This is a genomic window from Rhodococcus sp. IEGM 1241, assembly GCF_033142365.1.
GTDB lineage: Bacteria > Actinomycetota > Actinomycetes > Mycobacteriales > Mycobacteriaceae > Rhodococcus_F > Rhodococcus_F erythropolis.
This window is the reverse complement of the sequence record NZ_JAWLSE010000004.1, coordinates 84,853-111,760: the sequence shown is the minus strand read 5'-3', so window position 1 is coordinate 111,760 and position 26,908 is coordinate 84,853. Positions and strand designations below refer to the sequence as shown.

26 protein-coding genes are annotated in these 26,908 nt (G+C 61.2%); 17 read left to right on the top strand and 9 right to left on the bottom strand.

Features of this window, described 5'->3' with window-relative positions; all coding sequences use genetic code 11:
• Positions 1-83: 83 nt before the first annotated feature.
• From R4P70_RS18960 to R4P70_RS18950, 3 genes are all read right to left on the bottom strand, one after another.
• Positions 84-914, bottom strand: a complete 831-nt coding sequence (locus tag R4P70_RS18960) for a crotonase/enoyl-CoA hydratase family protein (RefSeq protein WP_021333819.1) — start codon at positions 912-914, stop codon at positions 84-86.
• Between the two features lie 46 nt (positions 915-960).
• Positions 961-1,167 carry a hypothetical protein gene (locus R4P70_RS18955; RefSeq protein ID WP_124568973.1) on the bottom strand — a complete coding sequence of 69 codons (207 nt, stop codon included), beginning with the start codon at positions 1,165-1,167 and terminating at the stop codon, positions 961-963.
• Between the two features lie 133 nt (positions 1,168-1,300).
• The gene (locus tag R4P70_RS18950) at positions 1,301-2,830 is read right to left on the bottom strand and encodes an LCP family protein (protein WP_230544148.1); all 1,530 of its coding nucleotides are present in this window, start codon (positions 2,828-2,830) and stop codon (positions 1,301-1,303) included.
• A 122-nt stretch (positions 2,831-2,952) separates the two neighbouring features.
• Here R4P70_RS18950 and R4P70_RS18945 point away from each other — a divergent pair, with 122 nt between their 5' ends.
• The 3 genes from R4P70_RS18945 (at position 2,953) to R4P70_RS18935 (ending at position 6,281) form a co-directional block, all read left to right on the top strand.
• Positions 2,953-3,771, top strand: a complete 819-nt coding sequence (locus R4P70_RS18945; protein ID WP_317831137.1) for a polysaccharide deacetylase family protein — start codon at positions 2,953-2,955, stop codon at positions 3,769-3,771.
• A 4-nt stretch (positions 3,772-3,775) separates the two neighbouring features.
• Entirely contained in the window at positions 3,776-5,755 is a 1,980-nt protein-coding gene (locus R4P70_RS18940; protein ID WP_133727753.1) for an amino acid permease, read from the top strand.
• Between the two features lie 85 nt (positions 5,756-5,840).
• A complete protein-coding gene (locus R4P70_RS18935; RefSeq protein WP_133727754.1) occupies positions 5,841-6,281 on the top strand; it encodes a hypothetical protein in 441 nt (146 codons plus the stop codon).
• A gap of 608 nt (positions 6,282-6,889) precedes the next feature.
• On the opposite strand, the gene R4P70_RS18930 is transcribed toward R4P70_RS18935, so the two are convergent.
• Entirely contained in the window at positions 6,890-7,771 is an 882-nt protein-coding gene (locus R4P70_RS18930) for an SDR family oxidoreductase (RefSeq protein WP_133727755.1), read from the bottom strand.
• 155 nt (positions 7,772-7,926) lie between these two features.
• Here R4P70_RS18930 and R4P70_RS18925 point away from each other — a divergent pair, with 155 nt between their 5' ends.
• From R4P70_RS18925 to R4P70_RS18915, 3 genes are all read left to right on the top strand, one after another.
• Positions 7,927-8,520, top strand: a complete 594-nt coding sequence (locus R4P70_RS18925; protein WP_113682057.1) for a TetR/AcrR family transcriptional regulator — start codon at positions 7,927-7,929, stop codon at positions 8,518-8,520.
• A gap of 525 nt (positions 8,521-9,045) precedes the next feature.
• Positions 9,046-10,647 carry an ABC transporter substrate-binding protein gene (locus tag R4P70_RS18920; protein WP_317831131.1) on the top strand — a complete coding sequence of 534 codons (1,602 nt, stop codon included), beginning with the start codon at positions 9,046-9,048 and terminating at the stop codon, positions 10,645-10,647.
• 618 nt (positions 10,648-11,265) lie between these two features.
• Positions 11,266-11,628, top strand: coding sequence for an ASCH domain-containing protein (locus R4P70_RS18915; RefSeq protein ID WP_317831129.1), 363 nt, complete (start codon positions 11,266-11,268; stop codon positions 11,626-11,628).
• 180 nt (positions 11,629-11,808) lie between these two features.
• On the opposite strand, the gene R4P70_RS18910 is transcribed toward R4P70_RS18915, so the two are convergent.
• Positions 11,809-11,949: a hypothetical protein gene (locus R4P70_RS18910; RefSeq protein WP_317831127.1), complete on the bottom strand. Its 141-nt coding sequence runs from the start codon at positions 11,947-11,949 to the stop codon at positions 11,809-11,811.
• Between the two features lie 355 nt (positions 11,950-12,304).
• On the opposite strand from R4P70_RS18910, the gene R4P70_RS18905 reads away from it, so the two are divergent.
• The 4 genes from R4P70_RS18905 to R4P70_RS18885 all read left to right on the top strand — a co-directional run bounded on the left by R4P70_RS18905 (position 12,305) and on the right by R4P70_RS18885 (position 16,630).
• Entirely contained in the window at positions 12,305-12,856 is a 552-nt protein-coding gene (locus R4P70_RS18905) for an AAA family ATPase (RefSeq protein ID WP_317831125.1), read from the top strand.
• Positions 12,857-13,490: 634 nt separating this feature from the next.
• A complete protein-coding gene (locus R4P70_RS18900) occupies positions 13,491-14,312 on the top strand; it encodes an HAD-IIB family hydrolase (protein WP_141751457.1) in 822 nt (273 codons plus the stop codon).
• Positions 14,313-14,814: 502 nt separating this feature from the next.
• Positions 14,815-16,041: an MFS transporter gene (locus R4P70_RS18890; RefSeq protein ID WP_070161528.1), complete on the top strand. Its 1,227-nt coding sequence runs from the start codon at positions 14,815-14,817 to the stop codon at positions 16,039-16,041.
• A 118-nt stretch (positions 16,042-16,159) separates the two neighbouring features.
• On the top strand, positions 16,160-16,630 hold the full coding sequence (locus R4P70_RS18885) for a DUF6301 family protein (protein ID WP_054826769.1): 471 nt from the start codon (positions 16,160-16,162) through the stop codon (positions 16,628-16,630).
• A gap of 391 nt (positions 16,631-17,021) precedes the next feature.
• On the opposite strand, the gene R4P70_RS18880 is transcribed toward R4P70_RS18885, so the two are convergent.
• Positions 17,022-18,152 carry a lipase family protein gene (locus R4P70_RS18880; RefSeq protein WP_256261732.1) on the bottom strand — a complete coding sequence of 377 codons (1,131 nt, stop codon included), beginning with the start codon at positions 18,150-18,152 and terminating at the stop codon, positions 17,022-17,024.
• On the opposite strand from R4P70_RS18880, the gene R4P70_RS32750 reads away from it, so the two are divergent.
• From R4P70_RS32750 to R4P70_RS18875, 3 genes are read left to right on the top strand one after another with little or no spacing between them, the layout of a single operon-like run.
• Positions 18,125-18,592 carry an IS3 family transposase gene (locus tag R4P70_RS32750; protein WP_411742480.1) on the top strand — a complete coding sequence of 156 codons (468 nt, stop codon included), beginning with the start codon at positions 18,125-18,127 and terminating at the stop codon, positions 18,590-18,592. The two genes, R4P70_RS18880 and R4P70_RS32750, sit on opposite strands and share 28 nt — an antisense overlap.
• Complete coding sequence (locus R4P70_RS32745) at positions 18,532-18,894, top strand: DDE-type integrase/transposase/recombinase (RefSeq protein ID WP_411742479.1); 363 nt, start codon at positions 18,532-18,534, stop codon at positions 18,892-18,894. Before R4P70_RS32750 ends, R4P70_RS32745 begins: the two co-directional genes overlap by 61 nt.
• Positions 18,878-19,885, top strand: coding sequence for a CehA/McbA family metallohydrolase (locus R4P70_RS18875; protein WP_167349900.1), 1,008 nt, complete (start codon positions 18,878-18,880; stop codon positions 19,883-19,885). The genes R4P70_RS32745 and R4P70_RS18875 overlap by 17 nt, the downstream gene beginning before the upstream one ends.
• A 116-nt stretch (positions 19,886-20,001) precedes the next feature.
• Here the strand turns inward: R4P70_RS18875 and R4P70_RS18870 are convergent, their stop codons facing one another.
• On the bottom strand, positions 20,002-20,697 hold the full coding sequence (locus R4P70_RS18870; RefSeq protein WP_054826768.1) for a hypothetical protein: 696 nt from the start codon (positions 20,695-20,697) through the stop codon (positions 20,002-20,004).
• A gap of 463 nt (positions 20,698-21,160) precedes the next feature.
• Here R4P70_RS18870 and R4P70_RS18865 point away from each other — a divergent pair, with 463 nt between their 5' ends.
• A complete protein-coding gene (locus R4P70_RS18865) occupies positions 21,161-21,397 on the top strand; it encodes a hypothetical protein (protein ID WP_054826767.1) in 237 nt (78 codons plus the stop codon).
• Positions 21,398-21,845: 448 nt separating this feature from the next.
• On the opposite strand, the gene R4P70_RS18860 is transcribed toward R4P70_RS18865, so the two are convergent.
• Positions 21,846-22,433, bottom strand: a complete 588-nt coding sequence (locus R4P70_RS18860) for a cytochrome P450 (RefSeq protein WP_256261733.1) — start codon at positions 22,431-22,433, stop codon at positions 21,846-21,848.
• 233 nt (positions 22,434-22,666) lie between these two features.
• Between R4P70_RS18860 and R4P70_RS18855 the strand changes: the two genes are divergently transcribed.
• The 3 genes from R4P70_RS18855 (at position 22,667) to proC (ending at position 26,013) form a co-directional block, all read left to right on the top strand.
• A complete protein-coding gene (locus tag R4P70_RS18855) occupies positions 22,667-23,254 on the top strand; it encodes a TetR/AcrR family transcriptional regulator (protein ID WP_317831116.1) in 588 nt (195 codons plus the stop codon).
• The gene (locus tag R4P70_RS18850; RefSeq protein WP_082654919.1) at positions 23,251-24,687 is read left to right on the top strand and encodes an MFS transporter; all 1,437 of its coding nucleotides are present in this window, start codon (positions 23,251-23,253) and stop codon (positions 24,685-24,687) included. Before R4P70_RS18855 ends, R4P70_RS18850 begins: the two co-directional genes overlap by 4 nt.
• 522 nt (positions 24,688-25,209) lie before the next feature.
• Positions 25,210-26,013 carry a pyrroline-5-carboxylate reductase gene (proC, locus tag R4P70_RS18845; RefSeq protein WP_058227993.1) on the top strand — a complete coding sequence of 268 codons (804 nt, stop codon included), beginning with the start codon at positions 25,210-25,212 and terminating at the stop codon, positions 26,011-26,013.
• A 379-nt stretch (positions 26,014-26,392) separates the two neighbouring features.
• Here the strand turns inward: proC and R4P70_RS18840 are convergent, their stop codons facing one another.
• On the bottom strand, positions 26,393-26,842 hold the full coding sequence (locus R4P70_RS18840) for a hypothetical protein (protein WP_003941092.1): 450 nt from the start codon (positions 26,840-26,842) through the stop codon (positions 26,393-26,395).
• Between the last annotated feature and the right edge of the window lie 66 nt (positions 26,843-26,908).

Here is a 26,908-nt window from a genome sequence, read left to right as displayed (position 1 = left end):
GAGTTCTCAGGCCTTACGAAAATCCCCGCACATCGGAAGATGTGCGGGGATTTTTGTGCTGTTTTTACTCACCCTTGCAGTTTCTACTCACCCTGGAAGACCGGCGGGCGCTTCTGGAAGACGGCGGTGATGGCCTCGGTCAGATCCTGCGACGGCAGGAACGCCGCGTTCCAGGCTGCGACGTAGCGAAGGCTGTCGTTCACGCTCGCGCTGCGGGTGTGATCGAGCACGTCCTTGATCCCGTGGACCACGAGCGGCGGATTGAGCGCAATCTCCTTGGCGGTCGCGCGCGCCGCGGCCAGTACCGCGTCGGCATCTTCGAAAACGTCGTTGACGAGACCGATCTTCTCGGCGCGCGCTGCGTCGATGTCCTTGCCGGTCAGAGCCAATTCACGCAGGTGTCCGTCACCGATGATCGCGGGCAGACGCGCGAGGCTGCCCATGTCTGCGACGATCGCGACCTTGACCTCGCGGATGCTGAACTTGGCATCGGCACTTGCGTAGCGGATGTCCGCCGCCGTGATGAGGTCGACGCCGCCGCCGATGCACCAGCCCTGAACAGCTGCAACGACGGGCTTGCGGCAGTCTGCGACGGCATTGATGCCCGACTGCATGCGCTTGATCATGTCGTGGAACTTGGTGCGCGGGCCTGCCTGAGCCTTGTCCGCGAGGACGGCACCGAATTCACCGCTCATCGCCGGCAGGTCCAGGCCGAACGAGAAGTGCTTGCCGGAACCGGCGATGACGATTGCACGCACCTCGGGATCGGCGTCGAGGTCGGCGAAGATTTCGGGGAGTTCATTCCAGAAATCCGGCCCCATCGCGTTGCCCTTGCTCGGCCCGATCAGCGTCACCTGGGCGATGTTGTCTTCGCGCTCGACGGTGAACGCATTCCAGCTCTTCTGTTCAGTCATTACTCAAGAGTAACTAAAGGTCGGGCTCAGCCGAAGACCGCTGCCTTCATCCGAAGATTCCTGCCTCGTCAAGTACCAGTACGACGAGGGTGACGGCCATCAGGGCGAACATGATGAGCATCGCCATCCTGGCCGCCCGCTCACTCGTGGGCGGGAAAACGCGCTGCGCCGGATGCTCTGCCACGTACTCGGACAAGGACATGGTCCTGGCACGTGAGCGTGTCGGATTCTGTACCGCTGCTGTTGTAGCCATGTCGGTGATCCTTTCAACTACGCAATCTCAGTCAGGTACCCCAAAGGTGAAGTACCCGACTGAGTTCGACTTCTCCAATGTAGACCCGCAGATCGAAGAAGTCAGCGTGAGTTTCGTGCGAATTACCTGAGAGTTAGTCCACACAGGGAATGCCGCCATTCGCGTCCGCTCGGATAGGTGATCCCTGCGCTCCCGTGTCGGGAACTGTGCCGGCGGATACCGAGGAGTCCGACTGCGCCGGAGCGGCCGAGAACACGGTCTGCGCATTGTCCTCACCGATCAGTACAGACACTGATTCGGCCGCTGCCTGCTCGTTCGGCACTGCGGCCACGCCCAACTGCTCGGCCAGCGCCTCTGCGACGACTTTGGCGCCGACTCCATAGCTGACCACCGACTTTGCCGTCGCAGCTGCGGTGCTCACCTCTCCGACTTCGACTCCCGACGCTTTCATCGCCGCTGCCAACGCGGCGCCCAACCCGTCCGTCGCGGTTCCGTTGCGGATGTCCACAACTTCGTTCCCGGTCGAGATCGCGGTGTCCATCGCAGGTGCAGATGCCGAGTCACCTCCCGCGAAGATCCGCGACACTTCACTACGCAGACGCGCCGGATCGACCATGTTGACGTCCTGGCCGTCGACGGTCTCGTATCCCTCGATGGGCAGGGTGTAGAAGTCGATGTTCCCACCCGCGAGAGCGCTTGCCTGAGAAGCGAATCGGACGGGATCCATGGCGGAATCGATCACCACGTCCTTCTTCACCACGTCGGCCAGTGCCGTCATCTTCGGAATGTTTCCGATGACGCCGGAGCTCTTCAAGTTGGCGATCACCGCGCTGATGAAAGCCTGCTGCCGGTGGGTGCGATCCAAGTCCCCGTTGTCCAGGCCGTGGCGTTGACGGACAAACGAAAGTGCCTGTGACGCATCGAGAGTCTGAACCCCCGCCGGGAAGTTGGCGCCCGAGAAGTCATCCTGCACCGGATTGTTGAGGCACACCTGAACAGTGCCGATAGCCGAGACGACGTCATAGAAGCCCATCAGGTTCACTTCGGCAAAGTGATCGATCGGAACCTTGAGCAGATTCTGCACGGTGGTCAGTGTCGACCGCCGACCGACTTCACGCGCTTGTTGTTCTCGTGCAGCAGGATCCGTCACACCGTCCGCTACGAGTTTGGCGTCCGCATCAGCCTTCGCCATTCCGTAGGCTTCCTTGATCTTGGCCATTCCATAGCCGGGTACCGCGACGTAATCGTCGCGTGGAATTGCCACCGCACTGGCCTTGCCACCATCGCCCGGAACATGGAGCAGGATAAGCGTGTTCGTGTTGTACCCACCCACATCACTGTCCCCTGCGTGCAACTTGTCGGTGACGAACTCTGCCGGCAGGTCACTGCCGTCCATCGCCTTGCGACTGTCGAGCCCGATCAACAAGATGTTGGTATCCCCGTCGAGAGAACTTCCGGCGTCGTCACCGAGGGCGGAGAGCGCATCCGACCGGTACATCCCCGACGTCAGATCCGACTGCACATACCACCCGATTCCGACGCCCACCAGAATCGTCGTCGACAGGGACGCCGCCGCCAGCTTGCGCCCTACCGAGAGCGTCGACCGCTGCGGTTGACGCCTACGCCTGTGCCTGGTTGCCGAGTGTCGAGGTCGCGGTTCCACGGCCGACACGCTATCCACCGTTCCTGAGTAGAACCTGTCGATACCGGACACAGCTGGTCATTCGCTGAAAGAACGCTGAGAATGAAGTCCGAATTGGGCAAATCTGCTCTAGGCTCCGCCCTGTGGACCGCCGACGCTTCCTCAGTGCCCTCGCAGCAGCAACTCTGACCGGAACCGCCGCAGTGACCATGGGAACCGCTTGTTCGTCACGTTCCGTCGGGACGGCCGTCGCCGCAGCCGACGAGCCAGCAGGCCCCGCCGCTGTTCCGAATCTCCCGCCTGCCTTGCTGCCGCCTCCACCGCCGTCTGCCCGGGTGCCGCTGCCCGCCGGCGGATCGTTGACCGCCCTGCCCGGCGGCGGGGATCTGTTGGCCCTGACGGTTGACGACGGAGCCAGCTCCGAAGTCGTGCGCCTCTACACACAGTTCGCAAAAGACACCGGCATCCGTTTGACGTACTTCGTCAACGGGCAATACAACTCGTGGACCGAAAACGCCGGACTTCTCAGACCTCTTGTCGAGAGCGGACAAATTCAGCTCGGCAATCACACCTACTCGCACCCGGATCTGACGTCAGTGTCGAAGCAGCAGATCGCCGACGAGCTGACGAAGAACGGCACGTTCCTGCGCAACACCTACGGCGTGGATGCGGCGCCGTACTTTCGGCCGCCGTATGGAAGGCACAACGCGACAGTCGATTCCGTGGCCGCGAGCGTCGGCTACACCGTACCCACCCTCTGGTACGGGTCGCTGTCGGATTCTTCGTTGATCACCGAGGAGTACATCCTGCAGATGGCGAACCAGTACTTCAATCCGGGGGCCATAGTGATCGGACACCTCAACTATCTGCCCGTGACCCACGTGTATCCGCAACTGGTGGACATCATCCGAAGCCGGAACCTGCGGACGGTCACGCTCAACGATGTCTATCTGAAGCCGTGACGCCGTGGTGACCGCAGCCGACAACGAGGTTCCGGCCGACAACAGGGCTCCGTCTGTGAAACAACGCACCGAGGCCTGGCTGCTCGCGGACATCACCGAGGAACCCGCCGGACATCTGGGGCCACACCGGATGGCGCCGAAGAAGGAGAAGCGCCACCCGTGGTGGAAGGTGATGTGCCTGACGGGTGTCGATTACTTCTCCACTCTCGGTTACCAACCCGGTATCGCGGCACTGGCGGCCGGCACGTTGGCTCCCATCGCGACAGTCGTATTGATCCTGCTGACACTCTTCGGCGCTCTACCGGTCTACCGGCGAGTGGCTCGCGAGAGTCCGCACGGCGAGGGCTCGATCGCCATGCTCGAGAAGCTGCTACCCAAGTGGCGCGGCAAGATCTTCGTTCTCGTGCTTCTCGGCTTCGCGGCCACCGATTTCCTCATCACTATGACGCTCTCGGCTGCCGATGCCACGGCACACCTCGTCGAGAACCCTTTTGCTCCAACCTTTCTCTCCGGACACACCGTCGCCGTCACCCTTGTTCTGCTCGCGCTCCTCGCCGCGGTATTCCTCCGCGGATTCACCGAAGCTATCGGTATCGCGGTCGGATTGGTCGCCGTCTACCTCGCCTTGAACGTGGTGGTCATCTCCGTAGGTTTGTGGCACATCGCGACCGCGCCGTCGTTGGTCACCGACTGGACGCGCGCCATGACCACCGAGCACGGAAACCCGGCGATGATGATCCTGATCGCGCTGATCGTCTTCCCGAAGTTGGCTCTCGGTCTGTCCGGCTTCGAAACCGGCGTCGCGGTCATGCCGCAGATCAAGGGCGATCCGCACGACACCGAACAGAATCCACGTGGCCGCATCAAAGGCGCACGGCGCCTGCTCACCACTGCGGCGCTGATCATGAGTGGATTCCTGCTGACGTCGAGCCTGGTCACCACCATCCAGATCCCAGAAAACGAGTTCCAACCCGGAGGCGCTGCCAACGGACGTGCGCTTGCCTTCCTCGCGCACGACTATCTGGGTGAGATCTTCGGAACCGTCTACGATCTCAGCACGATCCTCATCCTTTGGTTTGCCGGTGCGTCGGCAATGGCAGGGTTGCTCAATCTTGTTCCGAGGTATCTCCCCCGCTACGGCATGGCGCCGTCGTGGGCCCGCGCCGTGCGTCCGCTGGTCCTCGTGTTCAGCGTCATCGCCATCACCGTCACGATCTACTTCGACGCCGGTGTCGACGCTCAGAGTTCCGCGTACGCAACCGGTGTCCTCGTGCTCATCTCGTCGGCGACCGTCGCCGTTGCCCTGTCCGCCCGCAAGCACGGTCAGCGAAAACTGTTCGTAGGGTTCAGTTTTGTCGCAGTTTTGTTCGTCTACACGACGATCGCGAACATCTTCGAACGTCCAGACGGTGTGAAAGTGGCGTCGTTTTTCATCGCCGCGATCATGGTGGTGTCCTTCCTTTCCCGGATCTCGCGAGCCTTCGAACTACGGGCAACCTCTGTCGAATTCGACGAGACTGCACTGCGATTCATCGCCGAGGCAGCCGAGAAGGGTTACCTCGCGATGGTGGCGCACGACGTCGATCGTCTCGACGAGGACGAGTATCGGCAGAAGGAATCGCAGCAGCGCGCCGAAAGCAACATCCCGGAGGCGGAGTCGATCATCTTCATCGAAGTAAATGTCACAGACTCCTCCGAATTCAGCACCGACCTCCTCGTCCACGGCCGACAGCGCGGTGAGCACCGGATCCTCTGGGTCGACAGCCCTGCCGTCCCCAACACCATTGCGGCGGTTCTCCTGCGGACGAGAGACATCACCGGCGTGATTCCCGACGTCTACTTCGAGTGGACGGAGGGAAATCCGATCATGTACCTGCTCCGCTTCCTGTTCATCGGTGAGGGCGAAACCGCTCCGGTGACCCGTGAGGTTCTACGTCGCGCCGAACCCGACCAGTCCCGACGGCCCCACGTCCACGTCGGTTGACGCGGCAAACGACGAGCAGAGGGATGGTCCAGGCCATGCCGATGGACGACACCAGCAGCGCCGGCTACTGGAACGGAAAACCGCAATGCGCATGCGCGGTTACCCCTACTCCGCGGCCGTCAAGGACAAGGACTTGATGGACCCGCGGATCTGGGCGTCCTCCGGCAACGTCAAACTAGTGCGCACCGTCTTGCAAAGGGATCTGCCGGACTGGCACGCCGAACGGCCAGGCGTCGGACTCGAAGTCCGACTCCTCCGACGACGTGGTCAGCGCATGTGCCGGTTGCTCGAGCCGTTGGCGTCCCCGAAGTTGATGGGCGCAATCAACGTCCCTCGTAGCGAGTCCGCTGATCTTCATGCGCTGATGACCGAAGGCAAGAACACCGTCAAATCGCGTCTCGAAGGGCACAGCGCATCGGCGGCCGCGTTCACCACCGTCCTGTCCGCCGAGCTCTATCACGTGGCGAAAACGCACTGCCTGACCAGGCCGAACGACAAAATCGATCCTCGGCTTCGGATGAACTGATGTTCGCTCGGTCCTGAAAGTCACGACCCTACTTGAACGAGAGTGATCGTATGATCATCGCCGATCGACCGTGAATTGCGCAGGAACGCGCATCCGGAGACCGGCCGCGTGCCGCCCGCACGATGCCAACAACCGAGCCGCTTCATAGAATTCGACCAAAGACAGGGAAGATCGCACAGAAAGAAGTGCTGCGTGCCTATATTCAGGCGAAACTCGCGGATATCACATCTTGCGTGCGAGGCTCGCCCTGAAATCCATTGCGATGGTGCGGATCTATAGGACGATCGGCCCCCGCCGCACCCACACGTCGAAGCGACTGGCTATCGCAGGTTCGATTCGTCTGTCACCAAGCGATAAAGAACGTATCCAGAAAACACTATTATGGAGACGACGCAGAGTACGAGCATGATGTCGAAGAAGATAGTCATGTTTCCCCTCATGGGTTCGACCAGAATCGATTCGTTTATCCCCGCGAAAGTTTCTCCGCGAAAATGTCCTGTTCCGCAGCTCCAATCGTGTGAAGGCGATAGTGCCTCACCACCCGAGGCTCGGCTCAGCACTACTCAGAGTGAGGGCTTGGCAGTGTCATGCGCTGCGCGAAGGGTCACTTACGATTCCTGATCCGCTGACACGAGGTCGCGGAAGTAGTCGGAGAGACGGTGAGTGCCAGTCCGCTCGCCCACCGACTCACGTTGGAGCCCTTCGATGAAGAATCGAGCCAGCGACGACGGGCGCGGCCCCAGGCGATCCGCGGTCCAGATGACAGGCCGGACGAATCCGGCAGGGACCGAGACCATTCGGGGCCGCTTGTCCACCGCGGCGAACGCCAAGTCCACGATGTCGCGATACCTGTAGATGTCCGGGCCACCGACATTCCACTCACCGGACTCGTCCCCGAGTCGGTCGACACAGAAGGCTGCGAGGTCGGCGCCGTGGATCGGGTTCAGTCGCGCAGTTCCGGCACCGAGGCCGAACGCAAGGCCGCGACGGGCCATGTCGAGGAACTCGGAAGCGTCCGAGAAGTACCCCGAGGGATTGACGATCTGCGAAGCCGCCTCGCTCCGCCGCAGCGCCTCCACGAACGCCGCCTTCGACCGCATCACCATCGAGGTGCCCTCGTGGACATGCATGACGTTGACAAACAGAAACGACGACACCGAGTCCAGCTCCGCCAACTGCAGCAGACGCAAGTTTGCTTGAAAATCGATGTCCCAGGGGTCAGCGTGTTGCCTCGTCACACCCAACGCTGAAACCACCCGGTGCACACCGTGACACAAATCTGGAATCGTACTGCGATCGCCGATGTCTCCGATCACCCACTCGTCTACCAGGCCGCTTAGAGATGGAGCTCCGAACGCCCCCGAGCCCTCCGCCCGATCGCGTGAACGCACCAGCGCCCTCACCCGATAGCCGCGTTGATGGAGCTCACGCACCAGGTACCTACCCATATACCCCGTCGCCCCGGCAACTAGTACGGTCTGCGCTTCCACGTGCACCCCTTCTATTCATGTACTGCTTAGTCCAAGAATACGGTACTGCCATGCGATGACTTCGACACGCCAAAGGAGGTCCTGTCGGCCCACCTGGACAATGGGAACGTCGGGCCACCTCGGATAGCCGGCAACAATGAGATGGAGGAAACGTGATGGCGCGTCCCGCACGACCGTTGGACCCGGCGCGCTCTCGCGCGCTACTCGATGCCGCCGGCGTCGCATTCGCAACACACGGTTTCGAGCGGGCCTCGCTCAACTCGATCCTGGCCGAGGCGCGATTCCCGAAGAGCTCCTTCTACCACTACTTCGGGGACAAGACGACACTGTTCGAGCGCGCCGTGGAAGCCGGAATGGACGCGCTGCGCGCAGCGGTGACACCACCGAACATCGACTCACTCGATCAGCACAGCTTCTGGCCGCAGATACGTCAACTCGGTGATCAACTCCAGATCGCCGCCACCTCGGACCCACGCACCCAGATTGCCGGACGCCTGCTTCACGCCGCCGACGTCCCGCCCTCACCCACGCTCGACGCTCTTCGCCACTCGATAACGAACTGGCTCACACACGCACTCGAAAGAGGCCGCGACCTCGGCCAGATTGACCTCGACACCCCCCTGGAGCTTCAACTACACCTACTGATCGCCGTCCTCACGGAAGTCGACCGATGGGTGCTCGCCCACAACGCGCACACCGACTCCACGTCCGCGGCACTGCGCGTACTCGAACGCTTGCTCGTCGCGTGATCATGACTCCCGCACCGCCGCCGATATGTTGCAACGACCAATGGAATCTACCAACAGACTTGGGGGCCAAACCTTTTACCTACGGACTAGGGCTTATCCGACATATTTGAGGTCGAACACCGAAATGAAATCCCACTCGAACTGCCTTGTTCTCGGTGACGGTGGCTCGTATTCCGCGCTCGTCTAACGCCGCCGCACTGAATTCGCGACCGCTGGCTCGATGCGACCCTGTTTCAGGTCCACGCCCATGCAGAAATCTTCATTTCCATATAGGTCGCTTCTGTCTCGCACCTCTACCAGCGGGCGGCGGCAACCGACTTAACCCGCCTGTTTCACCGGTCGCTGCCCGATTGTCGACAGGTAATTACTTGTCAATTCAATTCTCGTGGGAACGGACAAAAACCGACCAGATTCTTGTGAGAATCGACTGAGATGGGCGTCACGTCATGCGTCAAGATTTAGCGGTCAACACTTAACCGCGCCCTCATCTTTTTGCTCGGGCCCCGGCTCCATCACGGAGGCACCATGAAACACCGCTCCTATCCAACACTTGCAGCGGCCGCAGGGCTCGCTCTCGTGTTGTCCGCCTGCGGCTCGGGAGGCACGTCCTCGGGCCCCGGCGGCGGTGACCCCCTCATTGACGGAACCTTCCGATTTGCACTGGAGGCCGATCCAGGCGCACTCAACCCGGTCATGACGGCATCCTCTGCTACCGGCGAGATTTCGCGGTTGGCTTACGACTCCCTGGTTTACCAGGATCCCGATACCAGCAAAGTCGGACCGTGGTTGGCAGAAAAGTGGGATGAAACCCCGACGTCTGCATCCTTCACCATCCGTGAAGGCGTGACCTGTACCGACGGGTCCACGTTGACCCCCCAGACCGTCGCGGACAACATCAACTTCGTCGCCAATCCGGACAACGGTTCACGGTTGCGTGGCTCGGTTGTCCCTACCGGTGCATCGGCGACCGTTGACCCCGCTACGCGTACCGTCATGGTGAACACTGCGACTCCCAGCCCGTTCCTGCTCCTTAATGTCGGGCGCCTCCCGATCCTGTGCGAGGCCGGAGTGAAGGACCCGACGGCATCGAACAAAGCCTCGCTCGGCACCGGCATGTTCCAAGTCACCGAAATCGCCGCCGGCAGTCACTACACATTCGAGCGCCGCGAGGGCTACAACTGGGGGCCCGACGGCACCACCTCCGACACACCAGGTGTCCCCAAGACCGTAATCGCCTCAGTAGCACCGAATGTCAGCACTTCCGCGAACCAGCTTCTGTCGGGCGAACTCCACGCAGCACCGATCGACGGGCCGGACAAGAGCCGAATCGAGGCCGCCAATTTTACCTCGATCAAACGGCCGATGTCGGCCGGTCAGATGTACTTCAATCAGACAGCAACCAACCCGACCAGCGATCCCGCCGTCCGCACGGCACTGATCCAAGCGGTCAATCTCGATGACCTCGCTCAGGTCGTCACCGCAGGAAACGGGATTCGGGCAACCAGTCTCGTCGCCGTCGAACCGCGCGCCTGCGTATACGACTCTGTGACCGCCAATCTTCCCGAGTTCGATCTCAGTGCGGCACAAGCAACCCTGGACGCCGCTGGTTGGACCGCCAACGTAGACGGCAAGCGAAGCAAGGACGGAAAGCCGCTGAACCTGCGCCTCGTCTACGACGGTGTCGACGATCCGCGAAATGCAGCAGCCGAACTCGCGCAGTCGGCGTGGACCCAACTCGGTGCAAACGTCGAGGTGACAGGTGGCGACGAAAACCGGATCATCGACATCATTCTCAGCGGTAAGGACAACACCGCGTGGGACATCGCGTGGATCCAGATCAATTCTTCGCTCCCGAGCACGTTCACCGGATACTTCAGCGGACCCGTTCCCGCAGCCGGTAAGAACTTCTCGTCTATCAGCAACCCCGCATACGACGCAGCAGTAACAAAGGCCTCCGGATTGACTGGCGAAGCAGCCTGTGATGCCTGGGCCGACGCAGAGTCGGAGATCGTGAAATCGGCTTCTGCTGTGACCTTTGCCGACGCGATCACGAACCTGTACTTCAACAAGGCCGGGCTCTCATTCGGTAAAACGCTCAACGGTTCTGCTCTCCGCCTCTACCAGTAAACGAGTTACTCACTCAATTTCCTTGCGGTAGAACTACTTCCACTCTAACGACCGGAAGCGGTGCGACTCCCCTGAACGTCCAGCGCGAGCTCCGGACCTCTGTCGTCCAGCTCATTCTTCAGGATCGGGAACTGATCTAGCTACTCTCCGACACCTTCGTCACTTCGATGCCCCCTCCGCCCACACTGGAGGGGGCATCGAAGTCTGGGCACTCGACCACCTCTTCGTCACTTCAGCAGCGGCTGCCGATCTCTAACCGCGCAGTTTCCGGTGAGAACGTGGCACCGCGGATGACAGGAGTCGTAGCACTAGAACCCAAGGGTTAGATGCGGGTGGAGCCAGATGACAACCAAATCCACACGCTGTCGTGCGGCTTCCGCTCTCGTGCTCGACGCTCGAGCCCTCGCACCAGAAGTACTCCGAGGTTCAGAAGGCCTCCTATGACGTGACTTTGGAGACGGAGGAGGATTCCCTCCGCTCCACCGACCAGTCCCTGCGCGGCGATGCCTGCCGGGAAAGCCGGCCGACCCTGCGGGGGCGCGAAGGCCACGCTTCCGGCCGCCGCCATCGAGGGTAGGACCGCCTTGGTGCTGGCCGTGCTTAGTGGACAATGCGAACATGACGACCTGCGCTCCTGCTCAAACCGTGCACTTTCATCAGAAGCATTACACGGCAGTGGTTTCTGGCGCGAAAGTTTCCACCGTCCGCTGGCGCGAAGACATTCACGAAGGGCCGGCAATTTTCATCTTCGACAATCACCCGACCGCCCGCCCCCTTGCAGGACAGGTCACCGCTGTAGAAACGTACGATCTCGCTCATCTGTCGCCGCTAGCAGCTCACCAGCCACCCGGCACCGACATGACGAATTTCGCAAGACAACTCCGGGTCAACTACTACCCCGAGATGCCTGAAGACGCTGTTGTTCAGGTGGTCGTCATAGCCACCTGTCACCACGGGGATTCATCACTGCCCACGACGTAGTGCGACCGACCTCAGCCGTCGAAAACGTCTGTTGTATTTCTGTGTGCGTCGGGGTCTGCGCTGCGGGCGCCGATCCACCGACCGGAGTCAGTGTGGGTGCGGCTTTGAGGAGCCGATCAGGTCGTTGCGGCCCATTCTGGCTGGGTTGGTCGGTCCAGGCGCGCTGGCACTCGTCCGAGGTCAGCGTTGTCGTGGATCCTCTGCGACAGGGTCGCCTTCGTTTTCCCACCGATCCAGTGCGCGTTTTTCCTGCTTGGCGGCGGTGTCTTTGCGCGATCCGAGTTTTTTTACGGACTTGAGTAGTTCTGTGAGTCGGCCCATGACCGGACCATACTCGACTTTCCGGCGGTGCTGCCCCAGGGTTGGACGTATTTCCATCAGAGATGCCGTAGGGGACTTCGACGCCGCCATCGACGGCGTCGACAACCGCGAAACCCTCCGCCCAGCCCTGCTTCCACTACCCGCACGAGAACGCACGATCCGGGTGCATGGCGGCGAATTGCCAGCGCGGGCCAACTCGGAGTGCGATTTCGGGACCGAAATGTTCGCGGCCAAACCGCGAGCACGACGGCGGCGACGCTTCGCACGACATCGCCGCGTCGTTCGGCGAGAACACTGGACCTAGGCCGGGAAAATCGGGTGCTTCAGCCGTCGAGATAGGGATAGGTTGTGGTGCGTGAGCGACGCACCAGTGATCATTCTGACCGGCCCACCAGGGGCAGGGAAGTCGACCCTCGCCGCGAGACTTGCCCGCGGTTACAGCAAAGGCGTTCATCTGCACACAGACGACTTCTGGCACTGCATCGTTTCGGGCGCGATACCTCCGTACGACCCCACGTCCGATGCGCAGAACCAGACTGTCATGGATGTGATCGCCGGCGCCGCCTATACGTATGCTCGCGGCGACTTCACCACGGTGATCGACGGAATCATCGGGCCGTGGATGCTCCCTCACTTCCGAACTCACGCGACACAGCACCCGAACTTGGCGGTCCACTACATCGTGCTCCGGCCGCAGCGCGACGTCACGCTGAAGCGAGCCCAAGCCCGAACCGCGCCAAGCGCCTTGATCGATGAGGGGCCAATCCTCTCGATGTGGGATCAGTTCTCCGACCTCGGCGAGCTCGACGATCATGTACTGGACACGTCGGGCGACGCGGAAGAACAGAGTGCCCAACAAGTGGCAGCGGCCATTCGCGACGACCGTTTCCGACTCTTTGCACAGTAGCGGCTCAATCCGCCGGAAACCGTGTTCTTGCAGGACATCTCGCGGGCATACGAGGCATACCAGCCAGGGACCCTCCAACCAGAGTGGAAAGCCCTCTTTGGTTCGCCGACTGCGGTCTCGGATTTCGCTGTCAGTCTCAGAATCGGCCGTGAACTGTTGAGACCAAGGCTGTTTCTGAGGCACCGGAGGATGAGACATGTTCCCTTATGTGACTGAGAAATAAGTGCAGATCACCAGCTAACCCTCGTCCGCCGACAGAAAACAGTTCCGGAGCGAAATCGATTTCAACAGTTGTCGAATCGACAGCGTGTCCGAGAAACCCGTCTCACCTTGTGGGGAGTTCATTAACCAGGTCTGACATTTCTGATTCGGGCATTTCATGGCCGCGGGCGACCTCGCGTGATCCGATGACCGCAGCTCAGGAACCACCGTCCGTCCTCGGTGGTGTCGAATCCTTCTGTGAGGGAGCGGAATGCGATGCCGCGCCCGCCGAGTCTGTGGACGGTGCCGATAACGTGGCGGACACCGCTTCTGTTTGGGCGACGAATGCCGATTCGAGTATGTTGCACCCGAACCGACCTACACACGGTCTACCGATGAATTTTGTCGAGTTGACACTATCGAAGGATGACCCTTGGTTTTCGAATCCGGCCACCCGATGATGATTGCCCTCGACATTGACGGCACCCTGCACGTCGCGGAGGACACGAATCCGCTCGCGCACGAAACGATCAGCATCGCAGTGAGATCGGCTGTGCGGGCCGCTGTTCGATCCGGAGCCCACGTCGTGCTGTGCACCGGCAGACTCGCCCCCGCCACACGACCGTTCCTACTCGAGCTCGATATCATGACGGGGTTCGCGATCTGCTCCAACGGGGCCGTGCTGATCGATGCCGCAACCGGGAAAATCGCGGAGCAAGTGGTCTTCGATTTACGCACTCCCATCGCGGCACTACGCGAACAACTACCCGGCGCGATCTTCGTAGCCGAGAACCCGGGCATCGGGGTCAGAGCAACCGGCCCTGTCGACGACGCGGATATGCACCACGGCGAGGTCGAGCTGGTCGATATCGACGAACTTGCGACCACGCCGACCACCCGACTAGCGATCCACTGGCCTGGACGCAGTGGGCAGGAGCTGACCGAAATCTTGTCTACTCTCGACCTCCCCGGCATTCGAAGCCTGTGCTACGAAGACGAACCACTGGCCGACTTGACCGCAGCCGGCGTAAGCAAGGCTGCGATGCTGGAAAGGCTGCGCATCGAGCTGGGCGTCGCCGCAACACGGACCCTAGCCGTCGGTGACGGCATCAACGACCTGGAAATGCTGGACTGGGCCGCTCACGGCGTGGCCATGGGTCACGCACCTGCTTCTGTGCTTGCCGCAGCCGACCAGATCTGCCCACCAGGCACCGAGGACGGTCTTGCCACCGCATTGTCGACATGGTTCCGATAGAACATCTGGGCTGTGCGCGGCGCGTCGTGGACGCCTAGGATCTCGGTCATCAGATCGTCGAAACGGAACATCGGCGCTGGGCGGTCGTCCCAGACCCGCTTGAGTGCGCCGGGTTTCATCGACAGCCAATGCGCATTCGACGGTGCCGCTGGCGACGGCTTGGCGTGCGAGGAAAAGGGCCGAAGATCCTGTGGCGCCCTGACATCCAGCGGTGGAACATTCCTTGGACGTAATGGGTGAAGCACTCATTCTCGTACCCGTCGCGTTCTTCAGTGCGGGGTATCACGAAAATGCATGTGGGAGAGCCTGTTTCGATCATGGTGATGCCTTCCCTCGAATCGGTAGAGCCGCTCCCCTGTCACCATGTCGAGTACTTCTCTCAACTTCGCAATGCCAAACAACCGTCCCGGGCTCAGCACCATATCGGGCGTGCTCGACTACAGTCCCCTTCATGGGACGGACCTGCAGAGTCGGACATGTGGCGGCATCGTGAGTAGAAGCGATGAGTGAGGTTTCTCCGGCCGTCAATCGTTCATCATTTCGCCGCTTCCTCACGGCCGCGGTAATCAGTTCGGCCGGCTCGTCGGTGACAGTTGTGGCGATGCCCATTTTGGTAGTGCAGCTTCTAGACGCGACGCCCTTCGAAGTCGGTATGGTGAACGCGGCTCAGTTGATTCCTTATGCGGTGCTCGGGTTGTTCGCGGGGGTTTACGTCGATCGGTGGCGGCGCAAGCCAATCCTCGTGTGGGCCAGCGTCGGTCGGGCGGTAGCACTCGGGACTGTTCCGCTCCTGTGGCTCGCTGGGCTTCTGCACATCTGGGTTCTGGTCATCGTGTTGCTGTTGTTCGGCTCCTTCTCGGTGTTCGGCTTCGCTGCGATGCAGTCCTTGTTACCCCGGCTGGTTCCACGCAGCCAACTGGTGAAAGCAAACGCTCGACTCGACCAAGCCGACGCAGCAGCAACGACATTGGGGCCAACGGTCGGAGGCGGACTCATTGGCCTGCTCGGCGCTCCAGTGGTGATTGCCGTCGACGCAATCAGCTATCTCGCTGATGCCGCACTCAATTCCGGTCTCGACGTAGACGAGCCGCGACCCGCTTCTCGCTCCCGCAACCTGATGAACGAAATGCGTGAGGGTCTGAGATTCACCTACCGCCACCGCACTCTCAACCCGCTCGCAATATCGACACACGTGTGGTTCCTCGCCAACGGAGCCGCGTTGACTGTGCTGTCTCTCTTCGCCCTCCGCTCACTCGGGTTCAGCGCCTACACATACGGCCTGCTTCTGACGACGTTCGGTGTCGCAAGCCTCCTCGGAGCGTCCAGTGCACATGCGATCGGCACGCGAATCGGACCAGGACGAACGGTCATCCTCGCCCGCTCGCTGTATCCCCTCACCTGGCTTCTCGTTACCTTCGCGACCGACACACTTGTTGGCCATCTCCTTCTCTTCGCAGCTCTTGGCCTGCAGGGCTTGGCAGCAGGCGCGGAGAACGCGAACGAGATGGGCTATTGGCAAGCGCTCACTCCGGATGAGCTTCTCGGGCGCGTGAATGCCGCCCGGCGTTCCGTCAACCGCACCATGGCCGCCCTCGGTGCCGTGACAGCAGGCCTGTTGGTCGGCGCGATCGGCGAACGCCCCACCCTGATCGGCGTCACCATCGTGTTCGCAATCGCGGCAGGCACACTGGCGTTCTCGCCGCTGCGACACTCGGCGCGGGATCTCTAACCTCGGCGTTCAGCGCAGGTTTACCTCCGCGGCGGCCGAGTTCTCTGACAGCGTGTAATTCCTAGGAGCGTCCGTTCCAGGTGCAGGTCATGTTGACACTCGCAGATAGCATCCACGCATGCACGTCGACATCGAGGGCGCCACCCGGATCGCCCGCCTCGCCGCAGAATTCGACTGGACCTGGGCCGTCGACGACCTGGAACCATTCTGCGCACAGGCTGGATGGGAGCTCGTCGAACTCAGGCATGCTGGCGGCTCGATTCGGACGAACTTTCATGTCGGCCGGCCGACGGCGAACATGTTCGGGCGGCAACATAGAATGGATTCGATCTCGATCTTAGTCACGGACGTGGCAGATGATGCTACGCCCATGACCGTGGTGCGTCCGTTGCTGGTCGAAGGATTCACGAACCTCGATGTGGCACTAACTGCACTCCTGGGGACAGCCACGAGCGCCGAACCTGAGGCAGCTCTCAGATGGGACCTGCCGAAAGCGGTCATCACACTGAACCGGGGTGTCAGTGCGATCCACCTGCGTCTGAAGAGTCCGGAATATCAAGCATGGATGGATGAGCCTGAACCGGAGTAGGAGGACGAGGACTAGCGACCTAGGCCATCTCCTGACCAGGTTCAGTCGAATTTTGTTGCCAGGAAGAATATTTCAGCAGAACGGTCAAAGTCGGTTCGCCTGGTCGCATCGCACTGTGGCCCCAAGCGATCCGTAACGTCGAAGTCGATCGCCTGGACGCTGTACGTGTCTAGATCCGCGGCCCCCAGGACATGCGATGTTGAGGTCTATGGTTATTGACGCGCCTCGCTCCCGATGTTCGGTGACGGTCCAACCTGCGGCGGGGGCAAGAGCCTCGACGCCGTAGCTGCAACGCTCGGCTTCGGCAGATCCTCGGTCAGCCGCGCACTCCTGACGGTGCTGAGAAGATCAAAAGTGGGTCGGACAAGCTCTCACGAAACGCATGATTCACTTATGGCTGGAAGAGATTCCGGACGAAGGAGAGGCTTTCGGGGAGCGCTGCCCGCATCGTCTCGATATGACCGGTCGGATATGTGCGGAATGTGACTGGCTGGCGGTTGGCGGCGAGTTCGGCCGCGAGTTTCAAAGCCAGCGGTGCCGGCACCATCTCGTCCGTCAGCCCCTGCCCGAGGAACACTGGCCGGTCGTACCCGGTCGTCGGGATCTCCAGCATGCCGCGAGCAGCAGCCAGCACCGCGGGATCGTCGAGGGGCCGGTTCACCAGATCGCCGATCGTGACGTCGCCGAGGCCCGATGCCATGTCCTGGTAGCAGTCGGTTTCGGCTCGGGCCAGGGCATCCGTGCCGCGTGGTGTCAGGTAGCGATCGATGTCGAGATCGGGTCGCGCCGCCCGGAGTCCTGCCAAGAGGTACGAGACGAACACGGTGCTGCCGGTCAGTGGCAGGCGGGGAAAGTCCGGCCCCACGAGTGGTGCAAGGTTCTCCAGATTGGACGGCGCCCCGGTCGCGACCGCGCCCCGGTAGTCCAATTCGGGTGCGTACCGTGTGGCGATCGCTGCCGTGACCATAGCGGCCTGCCCGCCCTGAGACTGTCCGAGTGCCAACCACCGCGGTGAGAGCGACGGTTCGACCGCACGCGCGGCACGCACCATGTCGATCACGCTGTGCGCCGCCGACGGTCCGTCCAGGTACGCGTGGATTCCCGGCGTGCCGAGCCCCACGTAGTCGGTCGCGACGATCGCGTAGCCCTGCGAGAGCCAGTTCGTGAGGTACGGACTGCCAACGGTCCCGGTCACGGTGGGAGCGCACTGGTCGGAAATACCTACAGTGCCGTGAGCCCACGAGATGACCGGCCAGCCGCCTTCGGGTGGGTCGCCGGGGGGCAGGAAGAGCGCGCCCGTACTCAACGCGGGCCGGTTCAGCGGTCCTGTGGACCAGTACGTGAGCTTTGATGCGTTGGCGGCGCCGGGAATCCAGAAGGAGTGCGGCAGGGAAGTTGCCGCGGTCACTGTGCCCGGCGTCGTGATTGGCGACGGTTCCTGCGCGTGGACGGGCGCGGTCGAAACGGCCGCGGAGGCGAGCGCGATCACCATTAATGCTTGGCCGAGCCGTCGTCGGATCATTGCACCGCTCCCCGGGTTCATCCGCGTGTACGCCGACTACCATTCTGCGCGATCCGGAGGTGTCGGTATGCCGGTTCGACTATCTTCGGGTGCCGCTCCTGCAGTCGAGGGGCCAGCGGACTGTGCGCGACGAAGAACTTCAAGCCGAGGTCAGCCGTGTGCATACCGAGAATTATTCGGTCTACGGTGCACACAAGGTGTGGCTGGAAATGCGTAGTGAGGGCATTGATGTGGCACGGTGCACGATTGATGGGTGTCTTCGGGCTCGAATGCGCACGAAGAGGCATGACCAACCAAGCGCACCGCCATCGCCGATCCACAAGGACATCGCGCGGACGATCTGGTGCAGTGAGGTTCAATCCTGTGACGCCAAAATGTTGTGGGTCGCCGATCTACTTACGTTTCGGCGTGGTCGGGTTGGGTTTATGTCGCGTTCGTGATGGATGTGCACTCACGGCAGATTCCGGGCTGGAGGACGGCTAGGACGATGATGACATCGTTGGTGGCTGATGCGATTGAACATGCGATCTGGACCCAACTGCGAGAAGGGATTACGTACTGTCTGGACGCACTCATGTCTGTGGCGTCACCACCCCAGGCGCGCAATAGATTTGACGCCCGATTCGTGAAAGCCCCATCTCGATCGACGAGAGTGTTGTCGAGATCGAGCAGAAGGGCCATGGCCGAGAGGTCTATAGCCGAGCAACCTCTGCGACGATGTGGTGATGACCGACAAGGTTGACCCAGTACAGCCCACTGAGCTTCTGTGGTTCCGAGGTGATTGCCACATCCACTCGATCTACTCCGATGGGGAGCAAACTCCACCGGAATTGGCGGAGACCGCTCGTCTACTGGGATTGCACTTCGTGGCCACTACCGATCACAACACAACCGCGGCTCACCACGCGTGGCAACAAGAAAACATCGCTCAGGAGTTCGCAGTAATCCTCGGAGAAGAAGTCACCACCCCTCACGGACATTGGCTCGCTCTCGGACTCCCACCCGGACATCTCGTTGACTGGCAGTACGCCGACGTCGTCGGTCTCCACGCCCAGCGTGACCTCGTCCACGACGCCGGAGGAATATGCGTCGTGGCACACCCATACGCGCCCTACCCGTCAGGTACCTTCGCTTACTCGCACGTCGGGTTCGATGCCGTCGAAGTCTGGAACGGTACTTGGGAGTCCGATCTACCGTGGCAAGCAGACAACGAACGAGCCCTTGCACATTGGGCACGTCAGTTAGTTGTCGACGTTCCAGCCGGGCGCTGGACCCCCGCGATCGGCAACAGCGATACGCATCTGAGAAGCCAGATGGGCTTACCCCACAATGTCGTTGCAGCCGAACGATTGAACACAGACGATCTCCTGACATCCATCAAAGCTGGCCGGACTTGGATCTCAGCCGCAACCACCGTCGACCTGTCGTTCATGGCAACTTTTGACGATCAGTGCGCACAGATCGGCGACGAGCTCGATACACATGGCAAATCGGCCACGGTTCAGGCCACCGTCCACGGCGTGCCGTTCGGCACCGTCACCATTCACACCGATGCAGGACCAATTCACTCAGAATCGTTGCCCGGCAGCGGAACCTGCGAACTGTCGCGTCCTGTCCCTCCAACTTCGACGTTCGTCCGCGCAGAGGTGCGTTCACGAACCGGTCACATGGCCGCACTCAGCAACCCAGTCATCTTGAGGGACAGGAGAACACCTTCACAGGAGAACCTCTGACGAAGACGGTTCAAGCGATAGCCGACGCGCAATGAAACGCGGCCCGCGACCGCTCCGACTACGGCCCCGGGAGGTTGACTGGCGGATGTACAGCATTCGAAACGTACAGTATTCCTTCACAGCAATTGCGGTAACTCGAATTCGATCGTTGTCGGAGCCAGGCCGAACTCGGGATATGCCACGGTGATCCACAAGGGCCCCTGAGGGGGCGGGCTGAGAAAGTATTCGCCGCCCGTGGTGATGCCGAACAGGTTCTCGGCGATACCACGCCACGAACGGCCACTGTACAACCACGGCTCATTCGGGTCGTCGGGGTAGTCGCCGGGGTGGGTCGAGTTCGCGAGAATCGGCCCGGTGATGGTGTCGACAATGAGTCGAATTCTGTGCGGTTCAACGGGTTTGATCCGGGATCCGAAATTCATCTGTTCGTTGCTCGGCTGGGCGAGGGAGGGCATCTCCTCGGGCGTGGGTTCGTGCGCTACGACATGGAATGCGAGCCCAGTACGAAATAGCTGCAGGTTGGTCAACCGGAGATCGAGGCTGGGGTCGGCGGGGAACGGTAGGGATATGTCGTATGAAGCGCGAAGGTTGGAATCGGCTTGCGGGAGTCGCCGCCAGTCGGGGAGATCTCGGCTACGAATCAGTTGTTCGGTACGAGATCGTTCAGGACGGTTCAGGGCATCGAGCTTCTCCCTCAGTACCGGGTCCGGAATTTGTTCGCCAGCCAGCCGCAAGACCTGACCACTGCGCAGTACGTGCGCATCCCACTGCGGAGTGGACCGTACGTAGGCGAAATTGATACGTTCCGACATCTTGTGATCCTCTCGCCGCCGGGTGTTACAAGATCGTATTCCGCCGCCGACCGGCTGCAGACTCAGCCAGACCAAATCTGTTCCACAATCATTCTTTACGTTGGAGGACCATGGAAGGATGCTGAGATGCGTACGTTGATCGCAGCGGGGGCTGCAACCTTCTTGATTGGTGGTCTTATCTGCGTTGGCTTCGTGCTTTGGCGGCTCGGACAACCGACCCATTGCTCTTCGTACGCACCTCTGACATCGCAGATCACGGATCCGACCAACTTACCTACGATCTCCCTCTGCCCTGGCAGTGATGAGAGCCCGACGCTGTATCTCATCGTCGGGCCACTGGCCAGCGCTGCGGTCGGAGCGCTCACTGGGTTCGTTGTCTGGCGCAGCGGAGTTCAGTTGTCGCGCACCCGGTAATTTTTACCCTTCTCACTACCGACCTCGCGGCCTTGCGCTGAAGCGGCATGTGCTTCACCAACCCAAATTCACCACGTATGGAAGCGATACCGCAGGTTGTCGACTCGATGCGCTCGGCGACGACCTCGACGAACTGCTCTCCTATCTAGACGCCTGGTCCGAGGCGATCGTCGATGCCAACTCCTATCCCAAGCGGATTTCCGGGATCTACTACCTCGGCGGTGGCCCGCACGGTTCCGGGTTGACCATCGATATCGCAGCTGATCTGTACGAGGGCAGGGCGTGAATGATGGCCGTAACCCATTCTCAGCTAGGCCAAACCTGCTGCACGATCATCCACAGCCACTCACGGACAGGCTGAGGAAACGGGCTCCAGTACAACCACCAATTGTCCACAACGAACCTTCCTCAATTGTGCTGTTGCACTGAATCAGTGACGACCCGGCGGGTTGACTGGCAGATGTGCAGTATTCGAAACATGCAATATTCCCCGTCCCGTCAGGCGGACCGATCGGGAATCACTCGTCGAACACGAACCTGCTGCCATCTTCTGGCAGCTCGAACGATCACCTCATCACCTAGGCCCGTGACGATGGCTACGAAAGCGACAGTCTGACCATTGATTTCGACGAACCAACTAACCGACACACCTCGCTGTCGGAGAGCCGGGGGAAGATCGACCCGCTGCCTTCTACGACCGACCCCGGGTGCGGTGCACGAGTGGACCGTGTCGATCACTGTTCGCCGAACGACGTCCAGGTTTGATCCAGGCATCGTCTGGGCCTGCCTGAGAACATCGATCGCACGATGGTTGTGAGCGTCAGCTCGAGCATGGCCTTCTGCACGATGATCTTCTGCCCGGGCTGCCATGATTCGGCCAGTTCCTGCGATTCGGCGGTCATGATTTGCGCGTAGGAGGCAATCATTTTCCGATGGAACAGCGGCTGGATCAGCCGCCGCTGGCGACGGTGCAACTCACGACCAGAGGCCAGTAAACCGTTGCCGCTCAACGGATGCACGGCCTCCCACACCATGCCTTTGCGGAACGAGCGCGCGTCCTTCACCAAAACCTGGTGGGCTAGTCGCGCGTTGGTGAGGAAGTAGATCGGACGCTTTCCGATGTAGATCTTGATCACGTTGCCGCTGGCACGAAGGTCAGCGAAAAAATCAAAAGGATTCCGCATCAGTGGCCACATATGGCCCACCATGGGCAGCCTTCCTGGTGCGACCTGCATCGTTGGCGCCGGAGATGCAGATCCGACTTGTTCTGCCCCATTGAAGGGGCACTCTGTTGTCTGCTGCGCTGGCGATTCGTTGTTCATACGATCTCCGAACAGAATTGGTCCCGGTCAGCGCGATGCCACCCAGGAGCGATGGTGATGCATTGCAGAAAGGCGATGAACTGCCCGGCCTTTGGGCGTACCGCTGCCGCGTCAGGTCCGCATTTCCCTCCCCGATTGGCGGCGTCGACAACGGGAGTGTTCCGTCACATATCTACCATCAAATTCGAATTTTTGTTAGTAGTTAGTGACTACTAACTACTACTCTCGGCGGGGTGAGTAAACGTGAAGTCAAGCGAATGACCGCCCAGCAGCGACGCGAACAGCTGCTCGCTCTGGCAGCCGAGGAGTTCGCCGCAGCTGGCCTGCACGGTGCGTCGATGGAAGCACTCGCCCATCGCGCGGGAATCTCGCAGGCTTACATCTTTCGGCTGTTCGGCACGAAGAAGGCACTGTTCCTCCAAGTCGTCCAGCGTGCGTTCACGCACCTCATCGACGGAATTGACCGTACAGCGGCAGACACCACAGGACCCGAGTCGGTTGCCGTGATGGGCGAGTACTACAACAACAGCACCCTGTCGAACCGCACCGAGTTGCTGGTACAACTGCAAGCCTTCGCCGCATGCGGTGACCGCGAGGTTCGCGATGCGGTGCGCAATCACATGTCCGGAATGTGGACGGCGACAGCCGATCACACGGGTATGCCTCCGGTGGCGGTGAAAAGTTTCCTCGCCTACGGCATGTTGCTCAACGTCGCCGCGGCGCTGGACATCGACGACCTCGACACCGAGTGGGCGCGCGGCATCCGCACCCGCATCCATGCCGGACTATTCGATCATCTGACCGAGGAGAACAACCAATGAACGCCTCCACAACTCCCGAGACACACCCCAGCGGAACCGCCAAGCGCGGCGACACCAACATGGTGGCGGCACTGGTCTTCATCGCATTGGTGGTCGCAGCAATCGGAAGCTTGGGAGCGCCCCTCATCACCTCCGTAGCCGAGGACTACGACGTTTCACTGTCCACTGCTCAATGGACGTTGACCATCACACTGCTGACAGGCGCTGTCGCCACCCCGCTTCTCGGCCGCCTCGGCGCCGCCCACCGGCGGCGAAAAGTCGTCCTCTCCACTCTGACCGTCGTGGCGCTGGGCAGCGTGGCGACCGTCGTGCCCGCACCGTTCGTCGTGCTCCTGCTCGGTCGGGCAGCACAGGGGATCGGATTGGGCCTGACTGCACTGATGATGGCCACCGCCCGCCAACACCTCCGGGACCGCGCAGAGGGCACGATCGCAATGCTGTCCGTGGCCTCCACCGTCGGCATCGGCGTGGGATACCCCATCGCGAGCTTGTTGGTCCAAGTTTGGGACGTCCGCGCGGCATACCTACTCGGTGTCGTGGTCGCAGTCGCCGCGCTGATCACCGCCGTCGTTGCACTCCCAGCTGACAGTACGGCCGCACCGGCCAAGGAGTCGGTGGACTGGTGGGGAGCATCCCTTCTCTCCGTCGGTCTTGTTGCGGTGCTTGTAGTTACGAGCCAGTCGAGCTGGTGGTCGAGCAGGCCGTTGGTAGTCGTATCGGTCCTCCTCGGCGGGGCAGCGGTGTTGGCCGTGTGGGTCGCCGTCGAGCGGAAAGTGGCGCATCCGCTGGTGGACCTGACCGCGCTGCGGCACCCGGCGGTCGCTGGCGCCAACCTGATAATGTTCGTCTCCGGTATCGCCATGTACTTGCTCTTCACCCTGATCACCCGCTTCGTTCAGACTCCCCCGGAGGTCGGCTACGGTTACGGGCTCAACGAGGTCGAGGCGGGCTTGGTGCTGGTCCCGTTCTCCGCGCTGGGTTTCGTCGCAGGACGTGTAGTGCCCAAGGCGCGCCGCAAGGTCAGCCCATTTGGTCTACTCATCGCCAACGGTGTCGTTATCGCCCTCGCGTGTGTCCTGTTCGCCACCGTCCGCGACATGGGCGTGGCGTGGCCGATCGCGATCATGGGGTTGTTGGGCTTCGGTGTCGGAGGCTTCTCCGCCGTGATGCCCCAGGTGATCCTGGCAGTCACACCCTCCGAAGAGACCGCGGCCGCGATGAGCGTCAACCAGGTTGTGCGTTCGGTCGGCTTCTCCATCGGTAGTGCCGCCAGTGGTGTGATCTTGGCCGCGCACACAGTGACCGGTTCCTTTTCCCCAACCAACTCGGGCTACTCGACCGCGGCGTGGACCGCGTGCGCTCTGGCACTCCTCACCATCGTGCTCGCTGCTGGAATCAATGCCTCTCGGAACAACCGGCCACCGTCGCGGTGAAGAACCGAAGAAGCAACACAGTGACCGCCGGGAGATAGCATCGCGCTCGACGTACTTCCGACGAAGTCTTCTTCACCGATCCGCCGTTTTGGCCATCGCGAAGAGAAATGAACTCCCGAAACTCTGCTGTCCACAGCGCTGTAGCGCGTTCGGCGTCCTTTGTCAGAAAGCGATCGCAGCGCACGCACCTCGGCGGCCGTGTTCGGTGCCTTCTGGTGAAGAATTTGCATAAACGCAAACCATTCGTCAGTGAGACTCGTTGCCGGTGAAGGGTATCCGGCACGTCAAAACGTCCTCGTGAACCTTCTTCAAGCAGTCTGCTGTACCGACTCAGCGACGACCCGGCAGGTTGACTGGCGGTGTGCAGTATCTGGATCGTGCACTATCTCCACATGCCCGTGAAATCGGTTCCACACCAATCGAATAGCTTGTTCGTTGAGAATCCACGACACTCAAAGCCGTTACACAAAGCCGCCACAACACCACCCAACTGACCGTCGGCAGACCGCTATGCTCGGCGCCATGGTGATCTCGGTACTGGGTGCAGGAATGATCGGCGAAGCCCTCATGTCGGGCCTGCTGCGCGGTGGACACAAGCCCGAAGATCTCCTGTTCACCACGCGTCGAGCCGACCACGCACAACAGCTGACAGCCAAGTACGGCGTGAAAGCCGTCGAGACACGGGCGGCCGTCGAACGAGCGGATGTTCTGGTCGTAGCCGTGAAACCGCAAGACATCCACGTGACGCTCGAAGAGCTGAGCATCGCAATGACAGCCCACAAGCTCCTTGTGACCGTGTGTGCCGGCCTGCCCACTGCACTGTTCGAACACCGCCTCGGCGACGTTCCGGTCGTCCGGGCCATGCCGAACACCCCCATGATGGTGGGCGAATCGATGAGTGTTCTCGCCGCCGGCCGGCACGCCACCGCCGAGCATGTAGCCACCGTCAAGACCATGTTCGAGCACGTCGGGGAGGTCATCGAACTGGCCGAGCCACAGTTGGACGCCGTCACAGCACTGTCCGGGTCAGGGCCGGCGTACTTTTTCTACCTCGTCGAAGCGATGGTCGACGCCGGGATCCGGCTCGGTCTGCCGCGAGCGATCGCCGAAAAGCTGATCATTCAGTCGGCCGTAGGTTCGGCAAAGATGCTCGCTGAGTCAGACGACAATCCGAGCAGTCTGCGCGAAGCGGTCACTTCGCCCGGAGGAACGACGATCAGCGCGATCCGCGAACTGGAGAATCGTGGAGTTCACACCGCCGTGCTCGCGGCGATCGCCGCCGCTCACAATAGAGCCGCAGAGCTAGGTAAACAGCACGACAACTGAACGTCCCCACCGCCAAGTTGCCGCAGTGACCGCGAGTTCGCCGAGGCAGAGGCCGACCATCTGTGACTGAGCTAGTGAGCTAGCTCCATCCGGTCCACAAGAACGGCAGTTCATTGAACCGACCGTTCCTGCGCGGTGGCGCATAGTTCGCAATAGCGTGAATTTTCTGAGGAAACAACAGCCGCCGTGTGGGCGCTATTTTGCCTCAATAGTGCTGTGGCACTGACTCAGTGACGACCCGGCGGGTTGATTCCGTCAGCGGACTTGTCGAGCGCAAACCTTTGAATGCTGGATGTCTGAGTCCGCCGTCGGTGCACTCCCGGTATTCCACTTCGCACACCTAAAGCGGTCCAAATCCGCGTTACCAGACCAGCGCGGCTCACGGATGGACGGACGTAGCACGATAACGGTAGCCATCCTGGTGCGCGTCGGAACCGTACTGCGCAACAAGGTCCTCGTATTCAAGGTCCACTAGCTGGCCTGGAGTCAGGACGCGGTACCCAGTCGCCACAATCTCGGAGTAGAACACCCAACAACCGCCGGGAATTTCGGCTGCGTCGAGTACACCCCAGCCTTCCTCGGCGTGGAACTCACGGACGACTGCGCTTGCCCGGAGCGGCGGCGGGTCCTCGAACGTGGTTTCGGCAACGAGGTCCGAATCCGTAATCTCAGTGATGGTGCCGTCGGGATCGATGTTCCAGGCTGTGGCCCCGGTGAATGTCGGCTCTCGCCCCGGAAAGCTCTGTGGGCCGAAGACCGAGATACCGGCCGCGATGACCGCCAATGCCGTCAGCGCATATCCCCATCGCCGGGAATTTCGGGAGCCCATGGCATGGACGCTACAGGCACCACTACGCCTAGTAGGGGCTGCTCGAATCGTGGGTCGTCGAGCACG

Bases quoted from the DNA above. Each gene is read 5' to 3' on its own strand.
- R4P70_RS18890 (WP_070161528.1), top strand. From the start codon at position 14,815: ATGAGTGAGGTTTCTCCGGCCGTCAATCGTTCATCATTTCGCCGCTTC.
- R4P70_RS18860 (WP_256261733.1), bottom strand. From the start codon at position 22,433: ATGAACAACGAATCGCCAGCGCAGCAGACAACAGAGTGCCCCTTCAAT.
- R4P70_RS18885 (WP_054826769.1), top strand. From the start codon at position 16,160: ATGCACGTCGACATCGAGGGCGCCACCCGGATCGCCCGCCTCGCCGCA.
- R4P70_RS18960 (WP_021333819.1), bottom strand. From the start codon at position 914: ATGACTGAACAGAAGAGCTGGAATGCGTTCACCGTCGAGCGCGAAGAC.
- R4P70_RS18925 (WP_113682057.1), top strand. From the start codon at position 7,927: ATGGCGCGTCCCGCACGACCGTTGGACCCGGCGCGCTCTCGCGCGCTA.
- R4P70_RS32750 (WP_411742480.1), top strand. From the start codon at position 18,125: ATGCTTGGCCGAGCCGTCGTCGGATCATTGCACCGCTCCCCGGGTTCA.
- R4P70_RS18935 (WP_133727754.1), top strand. From the start codon at position 5,841: ATGCGCATGCGCGGTTACCCCTACTCCGCGGCCGTCAAGGACAAGGAC.
- R4P70_RS18955 (WP_124568973.1), bottom strand. From the start codon at position 1,167: ATGGCTACAACAGCAGCGGTACAGAATCCGACACGCTCACGTGCCAGG.
- proC (WP_058227993.1), top strand. From the start codon at position 25,210: ATGGTGATCTCGGTACTGGGTGCAGGAATGATCGGCGAAGCCCTCATG.
- R4P70_RS18880 (WP_256261732.1), bottom strand. From the start codon at position 18,152: ATGATCCGACGACGGCTCGGCCAAGCATTAATGGTGATCGCGCTCGCC.
- R4P70_RS18875 (WP_167349900.1), top strand. From the start codon at position 18,878: ATGACCGACAAGGTTGACCCAGTACAGCCCACTGAGCTTCTGTGGTTC.
- R4P70_RS18840 (WP_003941092.1), bottom strand. From the start codon at position 26,842: ATGGGCTCCCGAAATTCCCGGCGATGGGGATATGCGCTGACGGCATTG.
- R4P70_RS18920 (WP_317831131.1), top strand. From the start codon at position 9,046: ATGAAACACCGCTCCTATCCAACACTTGCAGCGGCCGCAGGGCTCGCT.
- R4P70_RS18910 (WP_317831127.1), bottom strand. From the start codon at position 11,949: ATGGGCCGACTCACAGAACTACTCAAGTCCGTAAAAAAACTCGGATCG.
- R4P70_RS18850 (WP_082654919.1), top strand. From the start codon at position 23,251: ATGAACGCCTCCACAACTCCCGAGACACACCCCAGCGGAACCGCCAAG.
- R4P70_RS18915 (WP_317831129.1), top strand. From the start codon at position 11,266: ATGACGACCTGCGCTCCTGCTCAAACCGTGCACTTTCATCAGAAGCAT.
- R4P70_RS18870 (WP_054826768.1), bottom strand. From the start codon at position 20,697: ATGTCGGAACGTATCAATTTCGCCTACGTACGGTCCACTCCGCAGTGG.